The 18,040-nt window shown below is 64.3% G+C and carries 15 protein-coding genes; 14 read left to right on the forward strand and 1 reads right to left on the reverse strand.

Going from position 1 to position 18,040, the window contains the following annotated elements; all coding sequences use genetic code 11:
• Position 1: 1 nt before the first annotated feature.
• Complete coding sequence (locus NO932_RS18180) at positions 2–778, reverse strand: helix-turn-helix domain-containing protein (protein WP_309208794.1); 777 nt, start codon at positions 776–778, stop codon at positions 2–4.
• A gap of 378 nt (positions 779–1,156) precedes the next feature.
• Here NO932_RS18180 and NO932_RS18185 point away from each other — a divergent pair, with 378 nt between their 5' ends.
• The 14 genes from NO932_RS18185 to NO932_RS18250 all read left to right on the forward strand — a co-directional run bounded on the left by NO932_RS18185 (position 1,157) and on the right by NO932_RS18250 (position 18,039).
• The gene (locus tag NO932_RS18185; RefSeq protein WP_309208795.1) at positions 1,157–1,705 is read left to right on the forward strand and encodes a cytochrome c; all 549 of its coding nucleotides are present in this window, start codon (positions 1,157–1,159) and stop codon (positions 1,703–1,705) included.
• An 86-nt stretch (positions 1,706–1,791) separates the two neighbouring features.
• The gene (locus NO932_RS18190; protein ID WP_309208796.1) at positions 1,792–3,549 is read left to right on the forward strand and encodes a PQQ-binding-like beta-propeller repeat protein; all 1,758 of its coding nucleotides are present in this window, start codon (positions 1,792–1,794) and stop codon (positions 3,547–3,549) included.
• 100 nt (positions 3,550–3,649) lie between these two features.
• Entirely contained in the window at positions 3,650–4,504 is an 855-nt protein-coding gene (locus NO932_RS18195; RefSeq protein WP_375142785.1) for a substrate-binding periplasmic protein, read from the forward strand.
• Positions 4,505–4,556: 52 nt separating this feature from the next.
• Positions 4,557–5,165, forward strand: coding sequence for a hypothetical protein (locus NO932_RS18200; protein WP_309208797.1), 609 nt, complete (start codon positions 4,557–4,559; stop codon positions 5,163–5,165).
• 3 nt (positions 5,166–5,168) lie between these two features.
• Positions 5,169–6,578 (forward strand): hypothetical protein, encoded by a 1,410-nt coding sequence (locus tag NO932_RS18205; RefSeq protein WP_309208798.1) that lies wholly within the window; start codon positions 5,169–5,171, stop codon positions 6,576–6,578.
• A complete protein-coding gene (locus NO932_RS18210) occupies positions 6,575–10,795 on the forward strand; it encodes a VWA domain-containing protein (protein ID WP_309208799.1) in 4,221 nt (1,406 codons plus the stop codon). The genes NO932_RS18205 and NO932_RS18210 overlap by 4 nt, the downstream gene beginning before the upstream one ends.
• Complete coding sequence (locus tag NO932_RS18215; RefSeq protein ID WP_309208801.1) at positions 10,795–11,805, forward strand: MoxR family ATPase; 1,011 nt, start codon at positions 10,795–10,797, stop codon at positions 11,803–11,805. The genes NO932_RS18210 and NO932_RS18215 overlap by 1 nt, the downstream gene beginning before the upstream one ends.
• The gene (locus NO932_RS18220; RefSeq protein ID WP_309208802.1) at positions 11,805–12,680 is read left to right on the forward strand and encodes a DUF58 domain-containing protein; all 876 of its coding nucleotides are present in this window, start codon (positions 11,805–11,807) and stop codon (positions 12,678–12,680) included. The genes NO932_RS18215 and NO932_RS18220 overlap by 1 nt, the downstream gene beginning before the upstream one ends.
• Positions 12,677–13,654, forward strand: coding sequence for an ABC transporter ATP-binding protein (locus NO932_RS18225; protein WP_309208803.1), 978 nt, complete (start codon positions 12,677–12,679; stop codon positions 13,652–13,654). Before NO932_RS18220 ends, NO932_RS18225 begins: the two co-directional genes overlap by 4 nt.
• Positions 13,651–14,448 (forward strand): ABC transporter permease, encoded by a 798-nt coding sequence (locus tag NO932_RS18230; RefSeq protein ID WP_309208804.1) that lies wholly within the window; start codon positions 13,651–13,653, stop codon positions 14,446–14,448. Before NO932_RS18225 ends, NO932_RS18230 begins: the two co-directional genes overlap by 4 nt.
• A 20-nt stretch (positions 14,449–14,468) precedes the next feature.
• The gene (locus tag NO932_RS18235; RefSeq protein WP_309208805.1) at positions 14,469–15,503 is read left to right on the forward strand and encodes an ABC transporter substrate-binding protein; all 1,035 of its coding nucleotides are present in this window, start codon (positions 14,469–14,471) and stop codon (positions 15,501–15,503) included.
• Entirely contained in the window at positions 15,500–16,357 is an 858-nt protein-coding gene (locus NO932_RS18240; RefSeq protein ID WP_309208806.1) for an ABC transporter ATP-binding protein, read from the forward strand. Before NO932_RS18235 ends, NO932_RS18240 begins: the two co-directional genes overlap by 4 nt.
• Before the next feature lie 12 nt (positions 16,358–16,369).
• Positions 16,370–17,185 (forward strand): ABC transporter permease, encoded by an 816-nt coding sequence (locus tag NO932_RS18245; protein ID WP_309159691.1) that lies wholly within the window; start codon positions 16,370–16,372, stop codon positions 17,183–17,185.
• The gene (locus NO932_RS18250; protein WP_309208807.1) at positions 17,185–18,039 is read left to right on the forward strand and encodes a transporter substrate-binding domain-containing protein; all 855 of its coding nucleotides are present in this window, start codon (positions 17,185–17,187) and stop codon (positions 18,037–18,039) included. The genes NO932_RS18245 and NO932_RS18250 overlap by 1 nt, the downstream gene beginning before the upstream one ends.
• The last annotated feature ends 1 nt before the right edge of the window (position 18,040 follow it).

Here is an 18,040-nt window from a genome sequence, read left to right on the forward strand (position 1 = left end):
TTCAGCCGCCCAGCGCCTCGGCGAGACGCGGAGCGACGGCCATCAGGCGCGGAGCAAGATCGGCAACACCCTCCTCGGGGCCGATTACGCGCCTGAGGACCATCAGGCTCAGCGCGCCGTAAAGTTTGGTCCGGCCTTTGACGGGCACGCCGATCGCCCAGATATCGCCGCCAAACGTGGCGGTAATATACTCCTCGTCGCCCAGCGCGTAGCCTTTTTCGCGAATGTCGGCAATCAGCGCCTCGACGCATCCTGGCTTGGCGATGATGCGGTTCCAGCCCAGCGGATTGAGCCGGAATTGCGAGAGCAGAGCCTCCCGCTCGGCATCGTCCATAAAAGCGAGGTAGGCGCGTCCCAGGGACGTCGTGAGCATGGGCGGGCGGTGGCTGGGATGGCGCGAGACCATCATGCCGCGCCAATCCTGCGTCGTATCGGCGATGATCATGGCATCTCGGTCGAAAATGGCGAACGAAGCCGGCCATTTGAGAATTTCCCGGCTGTCGGCCATGACGGGACTGACCAGCCTTCCGGTCTCGCGCACGGCCGAATAGCCGGAAGCCAATGTGATGGTGAGCCCGGTTGGTCGCCAGAACGGCCCGGTCCCCGAGCGGGTGACATACCCCTCATGTTCGAGCGTTTCGAGCATGCGCACGATGGTGGCCTTATCGAGCCCTGACCGTGCATGGATACTGCCGACGGTGGATTCGTTTTCCTCGTTGACGAGGCGCAAAATCGTCAGGCCGCGCGAAAGCGCCGCTACCTGCTTGAACGAACTCATTCTCCCCCCTGGAGCAGCGTCATCATGTCACACCTGCTCAGCGCAGTATAATCAAGCCATTAGACTTTCGTCCAATAGGGTATCCCATCTCTGTCACAACTTCGTCAAACTCCCGGAAACCTGCGGGAGAACGGCTATCGCGCTCGGTCTTAGCGGCCCAATAGCAGGCGACACTCCCCCACCGGTCGATCTTGACTCCCCTCTTGCAGTCGTCTCATTTTCGTGAAATGGCATTTCACCGCGCGACACCTTGTCACTTGTCGATGTGTCGCAAGTGAGGATTTCGCCTCGCGAGGAGGCAGTGCCGCCAGACAAAAAATCCGTCGGCGGTGAGGAGGATTGTCGTTTCTAGCCCCATGAAATCGAAGGAATACGAGTATGTTTAACTCCGTTGGTCTGGGCCGCGTGGGCCGGACCGTGCTTGTCGCCGCAGGCATTGCCGCGCTTGCGGGCACCTCGGTCGCGTTCGACAATATGACGCCCGAGCAGCGCGCCGCGCTTGAAACCGCCCAGGCCGAAGCAACCCCCGCCGCCGAGGCCGGCACGGAAACGACCGCCGATGCGGGCGGCGAACGCACCATCTTCGATGGGGTCTATACCGAAGCCCAGGCCGATCGCGGCATGGAGTTCTTCAACTCGGACTGCTCGGGTTGCCATGGCAATACCGCGCGCGGCGGCCCCGGCTCGCCCGGCCTCGTCGCCTATACCCTCGACAGCAAATACGCCGACCAGCCGCTGTTCAACTATTGGGATTTCATGCGCAACAACATGCCTCCGGGCAACGCGGGCTGGTTCACCGATCAGGAATACGCCGACATCACCGCCTACCTGCTCGAGTTGCATGGCGCGCCGGCCGGTGACACCGAACTCGAAGGCACCCAAGAGGCGCTTTCGACAATCATGATCGTTCCCACGCCGGAAAGCTGATCATGCAAAAGGGGCTTGAAAGCCGGTACGCCGGCTTTCCGAAAACGCAAGGCAACTTGCATAATTTAGGGAAAGGGAGTGAGGCATTGACTTCTCATCTTTTGAAAATGGTTCTGGTCGGGACCACAGCCTTGGGGCTGCTGGCCACCCCGACCATGGCGCAGTCCTCGATCGAGGATCTCGCCCCGGTGACCGACGACATGCTGGCCAATCCGGATGACGGTGACTGGCTGGCCTATGGCCGCGCCGTCGACAACTACCGGTTCAGCCCACTCGATCAGATCAATGCCGACAATGTCGGCAGTCTGCAGATGGTATGGTCCCGTGGCCTCGAAGCAGGTCCGATGCAGGCTTCGCCCATCGTCTATGACGGCATCATGTTCATCGCCAATCCCGGCGACACCATCCAGGCTCTCGACGCGGTGACCGGCGATCTCATCTGGCAGTACCGCCGCCGTCTGCCCGACACCAACACCCTGCACTCGCTGGGCGACCGCAAGCGCGGCATCTCCATCTATGGCGACCACCTCTACTTCATGAGCTGGGACAACTATCTGGTTGCCCTCGACATGAAGACCGGCCAGCTCGCCTGGGAAGTCGACCGCGGCCAGGGCACCGACCTTGTCTCCAACACCTCGGGCCCGATCGTTGCCAATGGCGTCATCATCGCCGGCTCGACCTGCCAGTACTCGGCCTTCGGCTGCTTTATCTCTGGTCACGATGCGGAAACCGGTGAAGAGCTTTGGCGCAACACCTTCATTCCCCAGCCGGGCGAAGAAGGTGACGACACCTGGGGCAACGACTACGAATCGCGCTGGATGACCGGCGTCTGGGGCCAGGTCACCTACGATCCCGAACTCGACCTGGTCTTCTACGGCTCGAGCGGCACGGGCCCCGCTTCCGAAGTGCAGCGCGGCACTCCCGGCGGCACGCTCTATGGCACCAACACCCGTTTCGCGGTTCGTCCCGAAACCGGTGAAATCGTCTGGCGCCACCAGACCCTGCCCCGCGACAACTGGGACCAGGAATGCACGTTCGAAATGATCGTGGCCGAAACCGACGTCAATCCGTCCGAGGAAATGGACGGTTTCCTCGCCATGGGTGAGGACGCCTCGGGTGAAGCTCGCCGCGTTTTGACGGGCGTGCCCTGCAAGACCGGCACCATGTGGCAGTTCGATGCCGAGACCGGCGAATTCCTCTGGGCCCGCGACACCGTCCACCAGACCATGATCGAAAGCATCGACGAGACCGGCCTGGTCACCGTCAATGAAGACGTGATCCTGGACGAGATCGGGGTTCCGGTCGAGCACTGCCCGGCCTATCTCGGTGGCCGCGATTGGCCGCCTTCGGCGTTCAACCCCAACACCGGCATCTACTACATCCCGCTCAGCAATGTGTGCCAGATCTCGACGCCGCGTGACAACGAACCGACAGCGCTCGACGTCTACAACACCGACTCCCAGTACACGCTGCCGCCCGACGAAACCAATGTCGGCCGGATCGACGCCATCGACATTTCGACCGGCGAAACCGTGTGGAGCTGGGAACAGCCCGCTGCTCAGTACTCGCCCGTCATGGCGACTGCCGGCAATCTGCTGTTCACCGGTGGCGGCGACCGCTACGTCAAGGCGTTCAACGCCGAGACCGGTGACATGCTGTGGCGCTCGCGCCTGGCTTCGGACGCTTCGGGCCATGCGGTGACCTATGAAGTCGATGGCCGCCAGTACGTCGCCATCCCGGCAGGTCCGGCAGGGTTCTCGCGCAATCTGATGATCGCCGAAGGCAATGTCGACCAGGGTGGCACCAGCTCTGCCATCTACGTCTTCGCCCTGCCCGAAGAATAAGGCCGAGCGATAACGAACCGGGGCTCCAGCGGATTTTTCGCTGGAGCCCCATCTATGCCGGTCGCCCCCTTTCGGCGGCCAACGGGAGGAGGAACCGCCTGTGAGCCTTATGAATTTCCGCACCGCGGCCCTCGCCCTGATATCGTGCCTTCTGGCCGGAACGAGCTTTGCGCAATCGGTCGAAGTCGTCCCGCGCGAACTCTACCAGGAGCGCATGCGCCAGGAAGGCAACAAGCTGGTCTTTTGCGTCAATCCCCAAGGGGTTCTCGCCGAATTCGAGCGCGACCTCGCCCAAGCGATCGGCCAAAGCCTTCTGGCCGATGTGGAATATTACGAGATCGGCGAGAACGATTGGCCGACCCGTCCGCTGCCCTATGATTACCGCCTGGTTCTGACCGAGCAGCAGATGTTCATCATGCTGGCGCAGGAATGCGACGGCTTTTTAGGTTTCCTGCTGTCCCCCAGCAATCCGGCCTGGCTAAGCGTGACCCGGCCCTATCTCAGCGCCCGCACCGTGCTCGCCACGCGCGACGAACCGGCCGCCTTGACCGATCTGCCGCACGGGGAAACCATCGGTGTGCGCATGATGGCGTCGGGCGACAACCGCCTGATCCAGTATCTTGCGGCCCAGCCCGAAGACCAGAGTTGGAACCGCACGCCGTATCCGGACAACCAATTGCTGCTCGAGCGCCTCGCCGACGGAACCGTCGCGGCAGCCATGATCTGGGAATACGGCCTGTTCGGCGCAACCGGCGGCGACCCCGCCGCTGCCGGATACTCTTATACCTACGATTTGCCCTTTCCCGTCGACCCGATCGAAATCGGCATTGCGACGCGGACTGAAGACTCCTATCTCAACGGCCTGCTTTCCGATGCCATAGCGGCACTGGAAGCGGACGGAACAATAGACGATCTTCTACGCCAGAACGGGCTGACCGACAGCGCTGGAGGATAGCCCGCATGGCGGTTATTGTCTTTCAGACGACATGCGGAACGGGGGTGCGGCGATGTTCGATCTGAGCTTCCTCCAGATAGTATCGCGCGCCATAGCCGTCGTGATCGTTCTCACGGTCATAGGCTTTTCGGTTGCCGCCTTCGCCCGCCTTCTGGGCGACAAGGGTGCGGTCTATGACGCCAAGCTGACGCCCAATCCCTTTGCGCATATCGACATCTTCGCCTTTGCCGCCGGCATCATCGCCCGCATAGGCTGGGTGCGGCCCATCGCCATCGATCCCGCCAAATGCTTCGGGGGCCGGACGGCTCCGGTTATCGTTGCGGCCGCAACACTGATCGTCGTCTTCCTTTTGGGCCGACTTGCCCTGATGCTGCTTCCCTGGATCGCCGTCTCGTGGCCTTCGAGCAGTGCCGCCTTCGCAGATTCCACAGTGCGCACCCTTGCCGACACCGCCGCCTGGACCCTCGCCGCCAACCTCATTCCCCTGCCTCCGTTTCTTGGCGGATATCTCCTCCAGGCGGTGGCGCCCCGCGCCCATTCCTGGCTTGTTCAGCGCCATCTCTGGATCTCGCTTGCGCTGCTCGTTCTGGTCGTCCTTACTTACCGGATGATCTCTTCGACCGCTTTGGGCGACCTGGCCCGGCTTTTCGGAGCCCGCTGAACCATGGCTCAAGCCGCCGCGCCCTTCGACCCCATCATTGCTCCGCTCAAGGCGGTCATCGTCCGGCGCAAATGGCGCACCCTGGCCCGCCTCGTCCTGGCCTGCGCGCTTTCGGTTCTCGTCGCTTTTCTTGTCTGGATCTTGGCCCGGCGGGCCGGCTATTCACCATTTGCCCCGCTGCCGCTCCTGCTCGCCGTCGGCATCGCGACAGCGGCGCTGGCCGGATTGTTCGCCTGGTCGCGGCGCCGGACGCCGGTGGAGGAGGCCTTTTTCATCGACCGCTCGGGCGGGTTCGAAGAGGCTTATGGCACCGCCGTGGAACTGGCCGCCAGCCCGGCCAGCGCCGCCGCGCCCGTGCCGGCCGAACTGATGCGTTCGATCCGCGAGCGCGCCGCCGCGATTTCTCCCAGCCGGCTCATCAAGGTCTTCACCCCCGGTTTCATCCTCGCCCTGCTCGCCGCTTTGGCTCTTTTTGCCGCGGCCTGGTGGATGGCCAGCCAACCCCTGCCCCCCGAGCCCGAAATCGCTATCGAAACCGCCGCCCAGCCCGAGCCGGCCGGTGCCGAGACGGTTTCCACCATCGCCGAAATGCTGGCCGAGGATGCCCGGGACCGTGATGACCCGCTGCTCGACGCCATCGCCCGCACCTTGTCGGAAACGGCCGATAGCGCCGGGATAGAGGGCATGTCGGAAGAGCTTCAGCAGCAGATCAATGACCTTCTCGATCAGGCCGCTGCCGCCTATGGCCAAGATACGCCGCGCTGGCTCGGCAATTCCGAAGGCATGCGCCTGTCCGAACTTGAAGAGGCGCTCGCCGCCATGGAAGCGGCGCCGGCTGCTCCGCCCACTGCTCCCCTCGATCCCGTGGCGGTGCGGGGAGACGAAATCGAAGGCACAGCGCCCGGCCCGGATATGTACGAGACGCGGCCCGAACTGGCCGAGCAATATTCCGATCGCGCCAGCGACGAGGTTTCCGGCGGAGCTGAAGTCACCATGGGCGAACCGCCCACCGATCTCGGTGGCAGCGCCGATCCGAGCGAGGGGCCGCAATTGATGCAGCCGCAGCAACTCCAATCGATCGGCAGCATCCCCGTGGGCGCGGCTCTCGAATCGGGGCGCGGGCTCTCCAACGCCGCCGGTCTGGGCGAAGAGGACCTGCAGGCCGACAATGCCTTCACCCAGATGGGCGCCGCTCCCGGTGAGGACATGGTGGTGAGCGCTCAGCCCCAGACCGAGGGCAGCCGCATCCGCATCGAAATCGTTCCCCAGGCCGCCGAGAGGCAGGCCGTCGGAGCGGCCAACGCCATCGGCGGGCAGACCGGCGCCGGTTCGGTCGAACCGGTGGCGCGTGATTTCATCCCCGCCAATGCCCGCGACATCGCCGCCCGCTATTTCGAGCGCCCTGATCAATGATCGGTTTTGCGGCTCCTCTTTTCGCGGTGCTGGCGCTGACGGCCGGCTTTATCTGGTTCCTGCACAGCCGACGCGAATATCGCCATGTCGTCCCCAGCCTCATGTTGTGGCGGCAATTGCAGACCCATGCGGGCCTCAAACCCAGGGCGCGGTTGATCCCACCCATCACCCTGCCCTTGCTGCTTCAGCTCTTGGCCGTGGCACTGCTGACGGTGGCTCTGACCCAGCCCTTTTGGGGCAACCGCTCCGTTCCCGACCATCTGATCGTCGTCCTCGACACCAGTGCCGCTATGGGCGCCCGCGACGGCGAGGCGACAGTGTTCGATACGGCGCGCGAAAACCTCATAGCCAATTTCGGCACCAGTTACCGCCTGGCGCCGCGACGGCTTTCAGTGGTCCTTGCCGGCCCGCAACCGGCCTATGCCGCCGCGCGCTGGGCCTGGCGCGATGGACTGCTGGCAGAGGCGCTTTCCGAAATTGCGCCGACCGACGGCGCCAGCGACTGGCGTGAGACGGCGCGGCTGGTTTCCCGCCTTTCCCGGCAAGGTGAAACCACCGAAGTGCTCGTTGCGGGCAGCTCAACCCTGCCCGAAAGCTTTACCGATTCCCTGCCCGGCATCACCGTCAGCCAGCGGGTGTTTTCCGGTGCGGGCGAGGATGCGGGGCTATCGGGGCAATTGTCGCTGACCGATCCGGAAAACAATCTCTGGACGCTTGAGGGCGAAGCCACCATTCGCGACGAGCGGGAAAGCCTCGTCGTCACGGTGCAATATGCCGCCGACATCACTCGCACGCCTCTCGATTGGACGACGATCGAACTCGAGCGCGAGGACGAGGGGCAAACCATCGCGTTTTCTCAAGAGCTGGAGCTGCCCGGCCCCGGCATCGTCACCGCGCTGATCGAAAACGATGCCACCCCGCGCGACAACCGCCTGCGCTTTGTCGCCGACGCCGCGCCCCGCATGCTCGACGTGCTTTACCTTGGGGAAGGCGAGCAGCCTCTTCTCAGGGCACTCAATGCGATCGATGGCGTACGTATTTTCCAGGACACCCAGCTCAGCGAGGCAGCGAACGATTTCGGCCTTGTGGTGCTCGATGGCGTGGATGTCGGCGAACTGCCGGAAACAAATGTCATCGTAATTGACACGTCGGGCGAAGAGCTTGCCGACCCCGATCCCGATTTCTGGGACACCGCGCACCCCGTTTCGCGCGACATGGACTGGTCGACGCTGCGCATTCCTTCAGCCCGGGGGCTGGAAGTCGGATCCGGTGAAACCACGCTTCTCGCGGCGGACGGTACGGCGCTGATCGTGGCGAGCGCCACGCCGACCGGACGCACACTGCGGCTCGGCTTTGATCCCAGCGCCAGCAACTGGCCCGAAACCACCGGTTTTCCCGTCTTTGTTTCCAACCTGATCGACTGGATGGGCCAGGCTCCAGGATCGCCTGCCCCCGCCAGTTGCACTGTTGGTTTGCCCTGCCCTATCGATGCGCGCCTGTTCGGCCAACCAATCGTCAATCTCGAGCTGCCGCGCTCCGATGCCGGAAGGGTGCCCGAAGGCGAGTTCGTCCCTTCCCAAGCCGGCCTGTTCCGCGTTGGCCAAGGCGCACTGACCCGCCTGATTGCCGTCAATCCCGCCCCGCTTTCCCTTCCCTCCGATACCGCAGTGGTCGAGAACGCCCCCGCGCTGCCGCAAGGCTTGGCGCTATGGCTGGTGGGCGCCGCGCTCGCGGTCCTTGTCGTGGAAGGGATTATCACCGCGCAGCGCAAGCACTGGCTGCCGCGCCTCTCGGTGCTGCGCCTCGTCAGCCTCGTGCTATTGGCCGCCGCGATTTTCAACCTGCCATTGCCTTGGCTCGATAACCGGACGGACCTCGTGGTCGTCGTGCCCGAAGGTGGCGATCCTGCCGGCTCGGGCAATAATGGACCCGGCGCGCCGGCGCTGGCCATGCTGGCGGCAGGGCCAGGGATTGAGATTCTCGCCGATCTTGGCGAGGGTGCCCCCACCGGTGCCGATGTGCTGCGTGTCACCCACACCGCCGATGCTCTCGATCTGGCGGCGGCGATGATCGGCCCCGGCCGCGAGGGCCACATCGTTCTGGCCGGCGACACGGCGCGCGATCCTAGGCTGGATCGGCGCTTTGCCGGGCGCGGCATCGCTGTCGACTACCTTCAGGCGCCCAATCCCGCCGAAAATGAGCTCTATGTCGACCGCCTCGACATGCCCGAGCAGGTGCTTTCGGGCGAGGCCGTGCCGCTGACCGCGCTCATCCACAGCCACGGGGACCAGACGGTCGGCATGGAAATCATGGCCGGTGGGCAAGCCGTCGCCAGCCAGGATATCGAACTGGCGGCAGGACCGAACCGCATCGAGGCGATCCTGCCCGAAGCGGGCACCGGCGGCGACCTCATCGAAGTGCGATTGGCCGGCAATGACGCCTTCCCGCAAAACGATGCGATCGGCCAGATCCTCTCCACCGCCCCCGTGCGCCCCATCGCCATCGTTTCGCCCGACCGCGCCCATGGGGAGGCGTTCGCCGCGCTTCTTGCCGACCAGGGATTGGAAACCGAACTGTTCGAGCCCAGCCGTGCCCCCTATTATCTCAAGGATTGGCTGAGGTTTGGCGGCATCGTTCTCCTCAATACCCCCGCCCTTTCGCTGACCACGCTGCAGCAGGAATTGATCCAAACCAGCGTCGCGCAATATGGCACGGGGCTGGTGATTCTGGGCGGGCCCAACAGCTTTGGTCCCGGCGGTTATTTCGGCACCGCGCTGGAAACCCTCTCCCCGCTCTCGAGCCGCGTTCCCCAGGACGCGCCCGAAGTGGTGATGGTGTTCGTGCTCGACAGGTCCGGGTCGATGCAACAGCCGGTGGGCGAGGGCAACCGCCTCGACATCGCCAAGACCGCCACCGTCGCGGCCACCGAATTGCTCAACCCGCAAAGCCAGGTGGGGATAATCGCCTTTGATGCCGAGGCGCGCACGCTTTTGCCCCTTACCCGACTGGCCGATGCGCCCGGTGCGGTGCAAGAGGCGCTTGAAGGTTTCGACCCCGGCGGCGGCACCTCGATCTATCCCGGCCTCGTCGAAGCGCTCGACATGATGCGTGGGCTCGATGCCCCCGCCAAGCACCTGGTGGTGATGACGGACGGGCTCAGCCAGCCCGGCGATTTCCCGGGCATAGTCGGTCAACTCACCGCCGAAGGGATCACCGTCTCGGCGGTGGCCATCGGCCAGGGTGCCGACACCAATGTGGCACGCACCATTGCCGAATTGGGCGGCGGTTCGGCCCACATCACCAGCGATTTCGCCGCGCTTCCCTCGATCCTTTCCCAGGAGGCTATGCTATTGGCCTCCCCCATCGAGGAAGGGGCGACCCAGCCGGTCTGGCAGGACCGCAGCGCGAGCTTTCTTTCCGCCTTTCCCGAACAATTGCCGATCCTTTCCGGCTTTGTGGGCACCACCGCCAAGCCGGATGCCGAGCTTGTCGCCACCGCATCCAATGCCGATGGCGAGGACATGCCCATCATGGCCCATTGGCGCTACGGCAACGGCATGGTTCTGGCCCTTTCCACCGATGCGACCGGTCCCTGGTCGGAGGCTTGGCAGCGCCTGCCCCAATATGGCGCGCTCTGGAGCGATATATTGAGCCAGTTCCAGCCGACCACGCCCCGCCCGGGCCTAACGCTTTCGGCACAGGGCGATGGCGACTATCTCGGCCTGCGCGTCACCGCCCTGGATGAGGATGGCGCGCCGCTGACCGGCCAGAGCTTAATCGCCACCGTCACCGCGCCCGGCGCCGAGACGGGCGAACCCATGGCGCTGACCGAGACCATTCCCGGTCAATATGAGGGTCGCCGCGTACTCGACGCCACCGGGCGCTACGAAGTGACGGTCGAGCAGGGGGAAGAGGCCGAGCCGATCGAAACGGCCTACTATCATTCCTATAGTCCGCGCTATGATTTCTCGCGCACCGGCGGTGCCGCCGCGCTTGCAGCCGCAACAGGAGGCCAGGCGATCGCGCCTAATGAGATCGAGAGCCTGGGAGCCGGACTGGTGCTGGGCGCCCGGCACCAATGGCCAATATGGGCTCTTGGCGCCTTTGCATTATTCTTGCTTGACCTGACCCTCCGCTACCGCGGATTTTCGGCCCGCCGCAAGGCCGGGTCCGGCCCAACCGAACCTGATGCCTTGCGCCAAGGAGGACCTATCTGATGACCGCAGCCTCACCCCAGACCCAGGCCGGCGTTGCGCAATTAAATGCCCTGCGCGATGCGCTGACCCGCACGCGCGCCAGCATCGCCACCACGGTGATCGGGCAGGAAACCGTGGTCGATCTGATGCTGATCGCGCTGATGGCCGGCGGCCACGTCCTGCTCGAAGGCCCCCCCGGCGTGGGCAAGACGCTGATGGTGCGCTCACTCGCCAAGGCTGCCGGGCTCTCTTTTTCGCGCGTGCAGTTTACCCCCGACCTCATGCCCGCCGACATCACCGGCGCGTCCGTGCTCGTGCCCAATGCGGAGGGGCGTACCCAGCTCGAATTCCGCAAGGGTCCGATCTTCGCCCAGCTCCTTTTGGCCGACGAGATCAACCGCGCGACCCCGCGCACCCAGTCCGCACTCCTTGAAGCCATGCAGGAAGGCACCATTTCGGCCGGCGGAACGACTATGGACCTGCCAAGGCCCTTCTTCGTTCTGGCCACTCAGAACCCCATCGAAATGGAGGGCACCTATACGCTGCCCGAAGCCCAGATCGACCGGTTCCTGTTCCGCATCGACGTGCCCTACCCTTCAGAGGACGTGCTCACCGGCATTCTGACGGCGACCACCGGCACCGAATTCGGCGAGTTGACCCAGGCCATGACCGGCGAGGATATCATCGCGCTCCAGGGCCATGTGCGCTCGGTCCCCATCGCCACCCCCATGCAGCAGGCGATTGCCCGCTTCTGCCTTGCCACCCAACCGAAAGGCGACGCCGCCGACAGGGACGTCGCCCGCTACATCCGCTTCGGCGTCAGCCCGCGCGGCGCGCGATCGCTGGTGGTTGCCGGCAAGGCGCATGCCTTCATGGCCGGGCGCAACCATGTGTCGGTGGCCGATCTGCGCGCCGTGATGCTGCCGGTGATGCGCCACCGCGTCCAGGTCAATTTCGAAGGGCGCGCGGCCAATATCGAAGTCGATAAACTGCTGCTGCGGCTGTTCGACCAGACCCTGGACAAGCTCTGATGCGACCACCAGCCGCCCTGCTCGAACAATTGACCACTTCGCGTCTGCTGCCCGCCCATGCTCAGCCCTCCATCGGCACGGGCGAGCGGCGGTCGCGGCGCAAGGGGCCGGGCATGGAATTCGTCGACCACCGCCCCTACCGGGCGGGCGACGACACGCGGCACCTCGATCCGCATCTTTTCGCGCGCACCGGCGATTATGTGGTGCGCGAATACGCGCTCAACCAGCAACTGCCGGTAACCATCGTCATCGACCCTTCAGCCTCGATGGGCGCGAGCGAGCCGAGCAAATTCACCCAGGCCCGGCTGATCGCTCAGCTTCTGGGCTTTGCGGCGCTGGCCGGGGGCGATCAGGTGCAGGCCGCCGTGCCGACTCCCTTAGGCAACAGGCTCTCTCCCCGCTGGCATGGCGCGGCCCGCGCCGATCTGATGTTTGACTGGATCGGCAAGCTCCCGGCCGGCAAGGGCGAGGATTTTCTCGAAAGCCTCCGCACGCTGCACCAGGATCTGGCCCCGCGCGGGCTGGTGATCGCCATTTCCGATTGGTGGCACGAGGCGATCGGGCCGGTGCTCGATACGCTATTTGCCGCCGGCCAGGAAGTGCTGGCCATTCAGGTTCTTGGTGCCAGCGAAATCGACCCGCAAGACATGCTCACCGGGGTGGTGACCATGGAGGATTCCGAAAGCAGCGAAGAAATCGAACTAGTTGTCGACCGCACGCTGCTCGACCGTTACCGTGAGCTGTTCGCGCAGCGCCAAGAGGAGTTGCGCGCGATGTTTAACGCCAAGCACTGGCATTTCGTCACCGTTTCTGCACAAGACGATCTCGACCAGTTATTCATGCGCACTTTCCGCGCGCAGGGAGTTCTTTCATGAGCGCCGCCCCAGATATGGCCGCCCCCTCGCCCGCCATCCTCGTTGAAGGAATATCCAAGCGCTTCGGGCGCGTCCTGGCGCTCGACGATGTTTCCCTCGATGTGCCGCAAGGCGACATCTTCGCCCTGCTCGGCCCCAATGGCGCCGGCAAATCCACGCTCATCGACATCTTGTGCACCATCAGCAGGCCCGATAGCGGCCGGGCCGAGGTGGCCGGCATCGACGTGGTGCGCCATCCGCTGCGCGCCCGGCGCAATCTGGGCGTGGTGTTCCAGGAAACCACGCTCGATACGCGGCTGTCGGTGCGGGAAAATCTCGATTTTCATGGGCTGGTCTATCAGATGAGCCGCGCCGACCGCCGCCGCCGCATGGATGAGATGCTCGAACTGGTCGAGCTCTCCGATTGGCGCGAGGCGGTGGTGCGCACCCTCTCCTCGGGCATGCGGCGGCGGCTGGAGATCGCCCGCGCCCTGATGCACCAGCCGCGTATCCTGTTCCTGGACGAGCCCACCGTCGGGCTGGACGCCCAATCGCGCGCCCGCATCTGGAGCTATCTCGATACGCTGCGCAAGACCAGCAACCTCACCATCGTGGTCACCACCCACTATATCGACGAGGTCGAAAACTGCGATTCGATCTGCGTCATCGACCACGGCAAGATTCTCGCCCGCGGCACGCCTGACAGCCTCAAGGCCGAATACGGCACCAGCCTGTTGCGCGTCACCCCGCGCACGCCGGAGGCTCATGCCGCCCTCAAGGAGCGCTATCCCGGCGCGGTCGAGGGCGCCGAGGGGCAGTTGCTCGTCAAGCTCGAAGCCGCCAGCAGCGCCGATGCGCTTCTGGCCGAGTTCGGCACCCAATTGCGCCAGGTGACAGTCGACCAGCCATCGCTCGAAAGCGTATTCCTGGTCCTGACCGGCCGCGACCTGCGCGAGGCCCCGCCCGCCCCCGCCAAAAAAGGACGACGCGGATGAGCCAGGTCCAGACCCAGGTGAGGCCGACGCGACGCGCCGAGGGCGAACCGGGCGCCTGGACGGTAACCGTCTCGCGCCTGGGGTTTCTTTGCGCCTTGATCGTGCTCTGGTGGATCGCCTCCATCAATGTCTCGCGCAACATCATCCCCACGCCCCTTGCAACGCTGGAAGCGGCCGGCCGGCTGCTTTCGGACGGGGAGCTGCAGGAGGCGGTGCTCGCCTCGATCTCGATCTACCTTTCGGGCTACGCCGTCGCCATTCTCGTTGCCATTCCGCTCGGGGTGGTGATGGGTGCCTTCGGTCTTTTGGGCCGCACGCTGGAAATCTATGTCTATGCGCTTTCGGCCACCCCGCGCGTCGCCTTCATTCCGCTGGTGATCGTCCTTTTGGGATTGGGCTCGGAAGCCAAGATCTTCATCGTGTTTCTGGGCGCCGTGATGCCCATTCTGATCAACACCTATGCCGGCGTACGCCAATCGGACCCCGAACTTGTCGAAATGGCACGCTCGGTCGGAGCGGGCCGGCTGCGGATCTTTACCCGCATCGTGCTGCCGGGCGCCGTTCCCTATATCATCGTGGGCCTGCGCATCGGAGCGACCATCGGGTTGATCAACACCGTTGTCGCCGAGCTTTATACCGCCGTAAGAGGCCTTGGAGGCCTGCTTGCGATATATGGCAATACGTTCCGGATGGCGGAATATTTCGTCGTCGTTCTATCACTGGCAGCCATCGGTGTTGTGGTCACCGAAGGCCTGCGCATTGCCGAGCAGCGGTTGGGCCGCTGGCGGCGCTGATTTTGCAAGGGAGAAGCAAAATGACCACCAGAAAGTTCACGGCAGCTTTGGTCGCCGGCCTGTCGACCCTGGCCCTGATGAGCGGATCGGCACTGGCGCAGTCCAGCGAGCCCTTCCGCCTCATCCTTACCCATCTCGAGCCGCCGCTCGTCCCCAATTCGGTGATGGATCTGGCCGCCGAGCTTGGCTATTTCGAAGAGGAGGGCGTCGATGTGGAGCTGATCCGCGTGCAGCAGACTCCTTCCGCCGTCGCCGCCCTGCAATCGGGTGAAGGCGAGATGGCCAATATCGGCGTCGATGCCCTGCTTCAGGTCATCCATAGCGGCGCGACGGACTTCCGCGCCGTCACCTCGCCCAACAAATCCCTGCCCTTCCTCATCGCTTCGAAAGACGATATCGCCACGCCGGAGGATCTGGCGGGGCGCAGCTTCGGCGTCGGCCGTGTCGGCAGCCTCGATCACTCACTGAGCGACATGGTGCTTTCGAGCCTTGGCGTTTCGCTCGAGGATTCCGAGGTGGTGACCTTGGGCCAGCCCAATGTCCGCGGCCAGGCGCTCGCTGCCGGGCAGATCGATGCGACCACCATGTCGATCGGCGTCTGGAGCGAAATGCCCGACACCACCGGCCTGCACGTTCTCGTCGACCAGGAGGCCTATTACGAAGGCGCGCCTGTCGTGAACAAGGTCAATGCCGTGCCCGGCAACGTGCTCGAGGAACGCCCAGATGACGTGGCCGCGGTGATCCGCGCCCTCACGCGGATTTCGCGTGACTTTGCCGAAAACCCCCAGCTCTGGGTGGACGCCATGGCCGAAGTGCGCCCGGATGTCGATGTGGCCGTCCTCGAAATGCTGGCGGAATCGTTTGCCGGGAGCTGGAGCGTCAATGGCGGCATGAGCGCCCAGGAACTCGCCTTCACCAGCGAATGGCTCTATGGCACCGAGGATTTCGCCAATTTCGAGCCGCTGCCGCTCGAAGCCTGGGTCGATTTCGGTCCCGTGGACGCCGTGCTTGCCGAGTTGGGCACCGACGAGAGCATGGACCCGGCCGATAGATGAACGTAGTCCGCTTTCCCGAAGGCGATCGATCAAAGCCAATGGGTGCCGAACCGAAAGTGCTTTTGACCTTCAACAATGTCGAAAAGCGCTTCGTGCGCCCTGACGGCTCGGTCAGCGTTGCTGCCGATGGCGTGTCGCTCGCTATCGAGGAGCATAAATTCGTGGCCGTGATCGGCCCTTCGGGATGCGGCAAGACCACTCTCTTGCGCCTTGCCAACGGCCTTATCGAGCCCGACGCGGGCGAAGTGACCATCGAGGGCCGGGCCCCTGTGCCCGGCCCCGATATGGGTTTCGTGTTCCAGGCTTTCCGGCTGATCCCCTGGGCCAGCGTCCAGGGCAATGTCGAGTTCGCCCTCGAAAGCCTGCCCCTCTCCAGGGCCGAGCGGGCCGAACGGGCGCGGGCCTATCTCGACCTCGTGGGCCTCTCGCGCTCGGCCAACTCCTATCCGGCCCAGCTTTCGGGCGGCATGAAGCAGCGTGTCGCCTTGGCCCGGGCCCTGGCGGGTGAGCCGCGTGTGCTCCTTATGGACGAGCCCTTCGCCAGCCTCGACGCCCAGACGCGCGAATTGATGCAGTCCGAGCTTCTGGCCATCTGGCGGCGGCGGATGCCCACTGTGATGTTCGTCACCCACAGCGTCGATGAGGCGCTGGTCCTCGCCGACACCATCGTCGTCATGGGCGCGGGCAAGATTCTCGAGCAGATCGAAGTCGATCTCCCCCGCCCGCGGAATTCGGCGCAGATGCGGGGCGACGCCCGGTTCATCGAGCTTCGCAACTATCTCTGGGCCCGCATCCGCGAGCTGGTCCTGTCCGATCCGGCCTCGGAATTCTTCGGCCGCAATCTGAACGAATAGGGAGCCCCCTTTATGATCGGTGGCGTGTTAGGGCAATTGGGCGGCGTCTATGCCATTTGGCTGCGGGAGGTGAAACGCTCGCTGCGCGACAAGGGGCAGCTGATCGGCGGGGTCAGCCGTCCGCTGCTCTGGGTACTGATCCTGGGGATCGGGCTCAACCCCTATTTCCGCGGCGAGGTCTATGGCGAGGTCCGCTTCGTCGTTCCTTATACCTATCTGCAGTTCATCTTCCCTGCGGTAATCGTCCTCAACATCCTCTATACCTCCATACAATCGGCGGTCTCGCTGATCTGGGACCGCGAGTTCGGCTTCCTGCGCGAAGTGCTGGTCTCACCCATGTCGCGCAACATGATCCTTCTGGGCAAGGTGCTGGGCGGAGCGACTACGGCGGTGATCCATGGCTGCATGGTGCTGGCCGTCGCCCGGCTGGTGGGCGTGGTCCTCACGCTCGAGGTGATCCTTTCCGCGCTCGTCCTCATGTTCGTCTTGGCTTTCGGGCTCACCGCCTTCGGCATCGTCATCGCCAATTATGTGCGCGGCTTTGAAAGCTTCGGGGTGTTTTCCAACGCGGTGATCCTGCCACTCTATTTCACCGCCAGCTCGGTCTTTCCGCTCGACCCGGCCCTCACCCGCGCCCAGACGCTGGTCACCTATCCCGAATGGCTGGTGATCATCGTCGAGCACAATCCCCTGACCTATGCGGTCGATGCCATGCGCGGCATCCTCATCAACTTCAACCAGTTCGATCCGATGCTGGGCTTTCAGGTCGTGGGCATCATGGCCGTGGGGCTTTACCTGCTCGCCGTCTGGGAATTCAGGAAAGTCTGATGGCCGCCACGACGCCCCCGCGCGACCGTCCCCAAAGACGCAGCGGATTTTACGATCTTCTTCCCCTGGTCGCGGTCTTTGCCCTGCTGTTTGCCGTAAGCTTTCTGCCTCCCGACACCTCGCGGGCCGAAGTCGACAGGCTCGGCCGGCTCAGTGTCTGCATGCCCACGCTCTATCCGCCCCTGGTGACCGGCAATGCCGATGCCCCCGGTTTCGAGGTCGAGTTGATGCAGGAAGTGGCCGACCGGCTCGGCTGGCGGCTCAATATCGTCTCCAACGCCGCCATGGGGCGCGATTTCAACCCGCGCAACTGGCGCATCAACCGCGCTCAATGCCAGGTGCTGGCCGGGGGCATTGCGCTCAACACTACCACACAATCCTTCCTCGATACCTCCGCCCCCCATATGGTGACCGGCTGGGCCCTGGTCGCCCCGCCGGGCGAAACCATCGAGACCGTCGAAAGCCCGGTCGGCTTCCTTGCCGGCCTCACCGGCCTCAACCGTATCGAACTGGGGCAGTATCTGCGCCACCAGGAGATCAGCGCCTCGATCGTCAACGATGCCCGGGCGCTGCGCTCGGGGCTGGAAACGGGCGAATTCTCGGCGGCGATCACCGAAGCCCTTCTGGCCCAACAGACCTTCGGCGACACCGATTACGAGATCACCGTCCTGGGCGAGCCGCTGGAGCGTTTCTCCCTCGGCATCGGCTTCTGGAAAGGCGACATGACCCTCAAGCGGGCCGTCGAAGGCGTTCTGGCCGACCTCTGGGATGACGGCACAATGGCCGAGATCGCCGGTACCTATGGTCTGGACGCCGACATCTTGTGCCCACCCAGCGCCACCGGCTGCGCCTGAT

The organism is Pelagibacterium sp. 26DY04, from assembly GCF_031202305.1.
GTDB lineage: Bacteria > Pseudomonadota > Alphaproteobacteria > Rhizobiales > Devosiaceae > Pelagibacterium.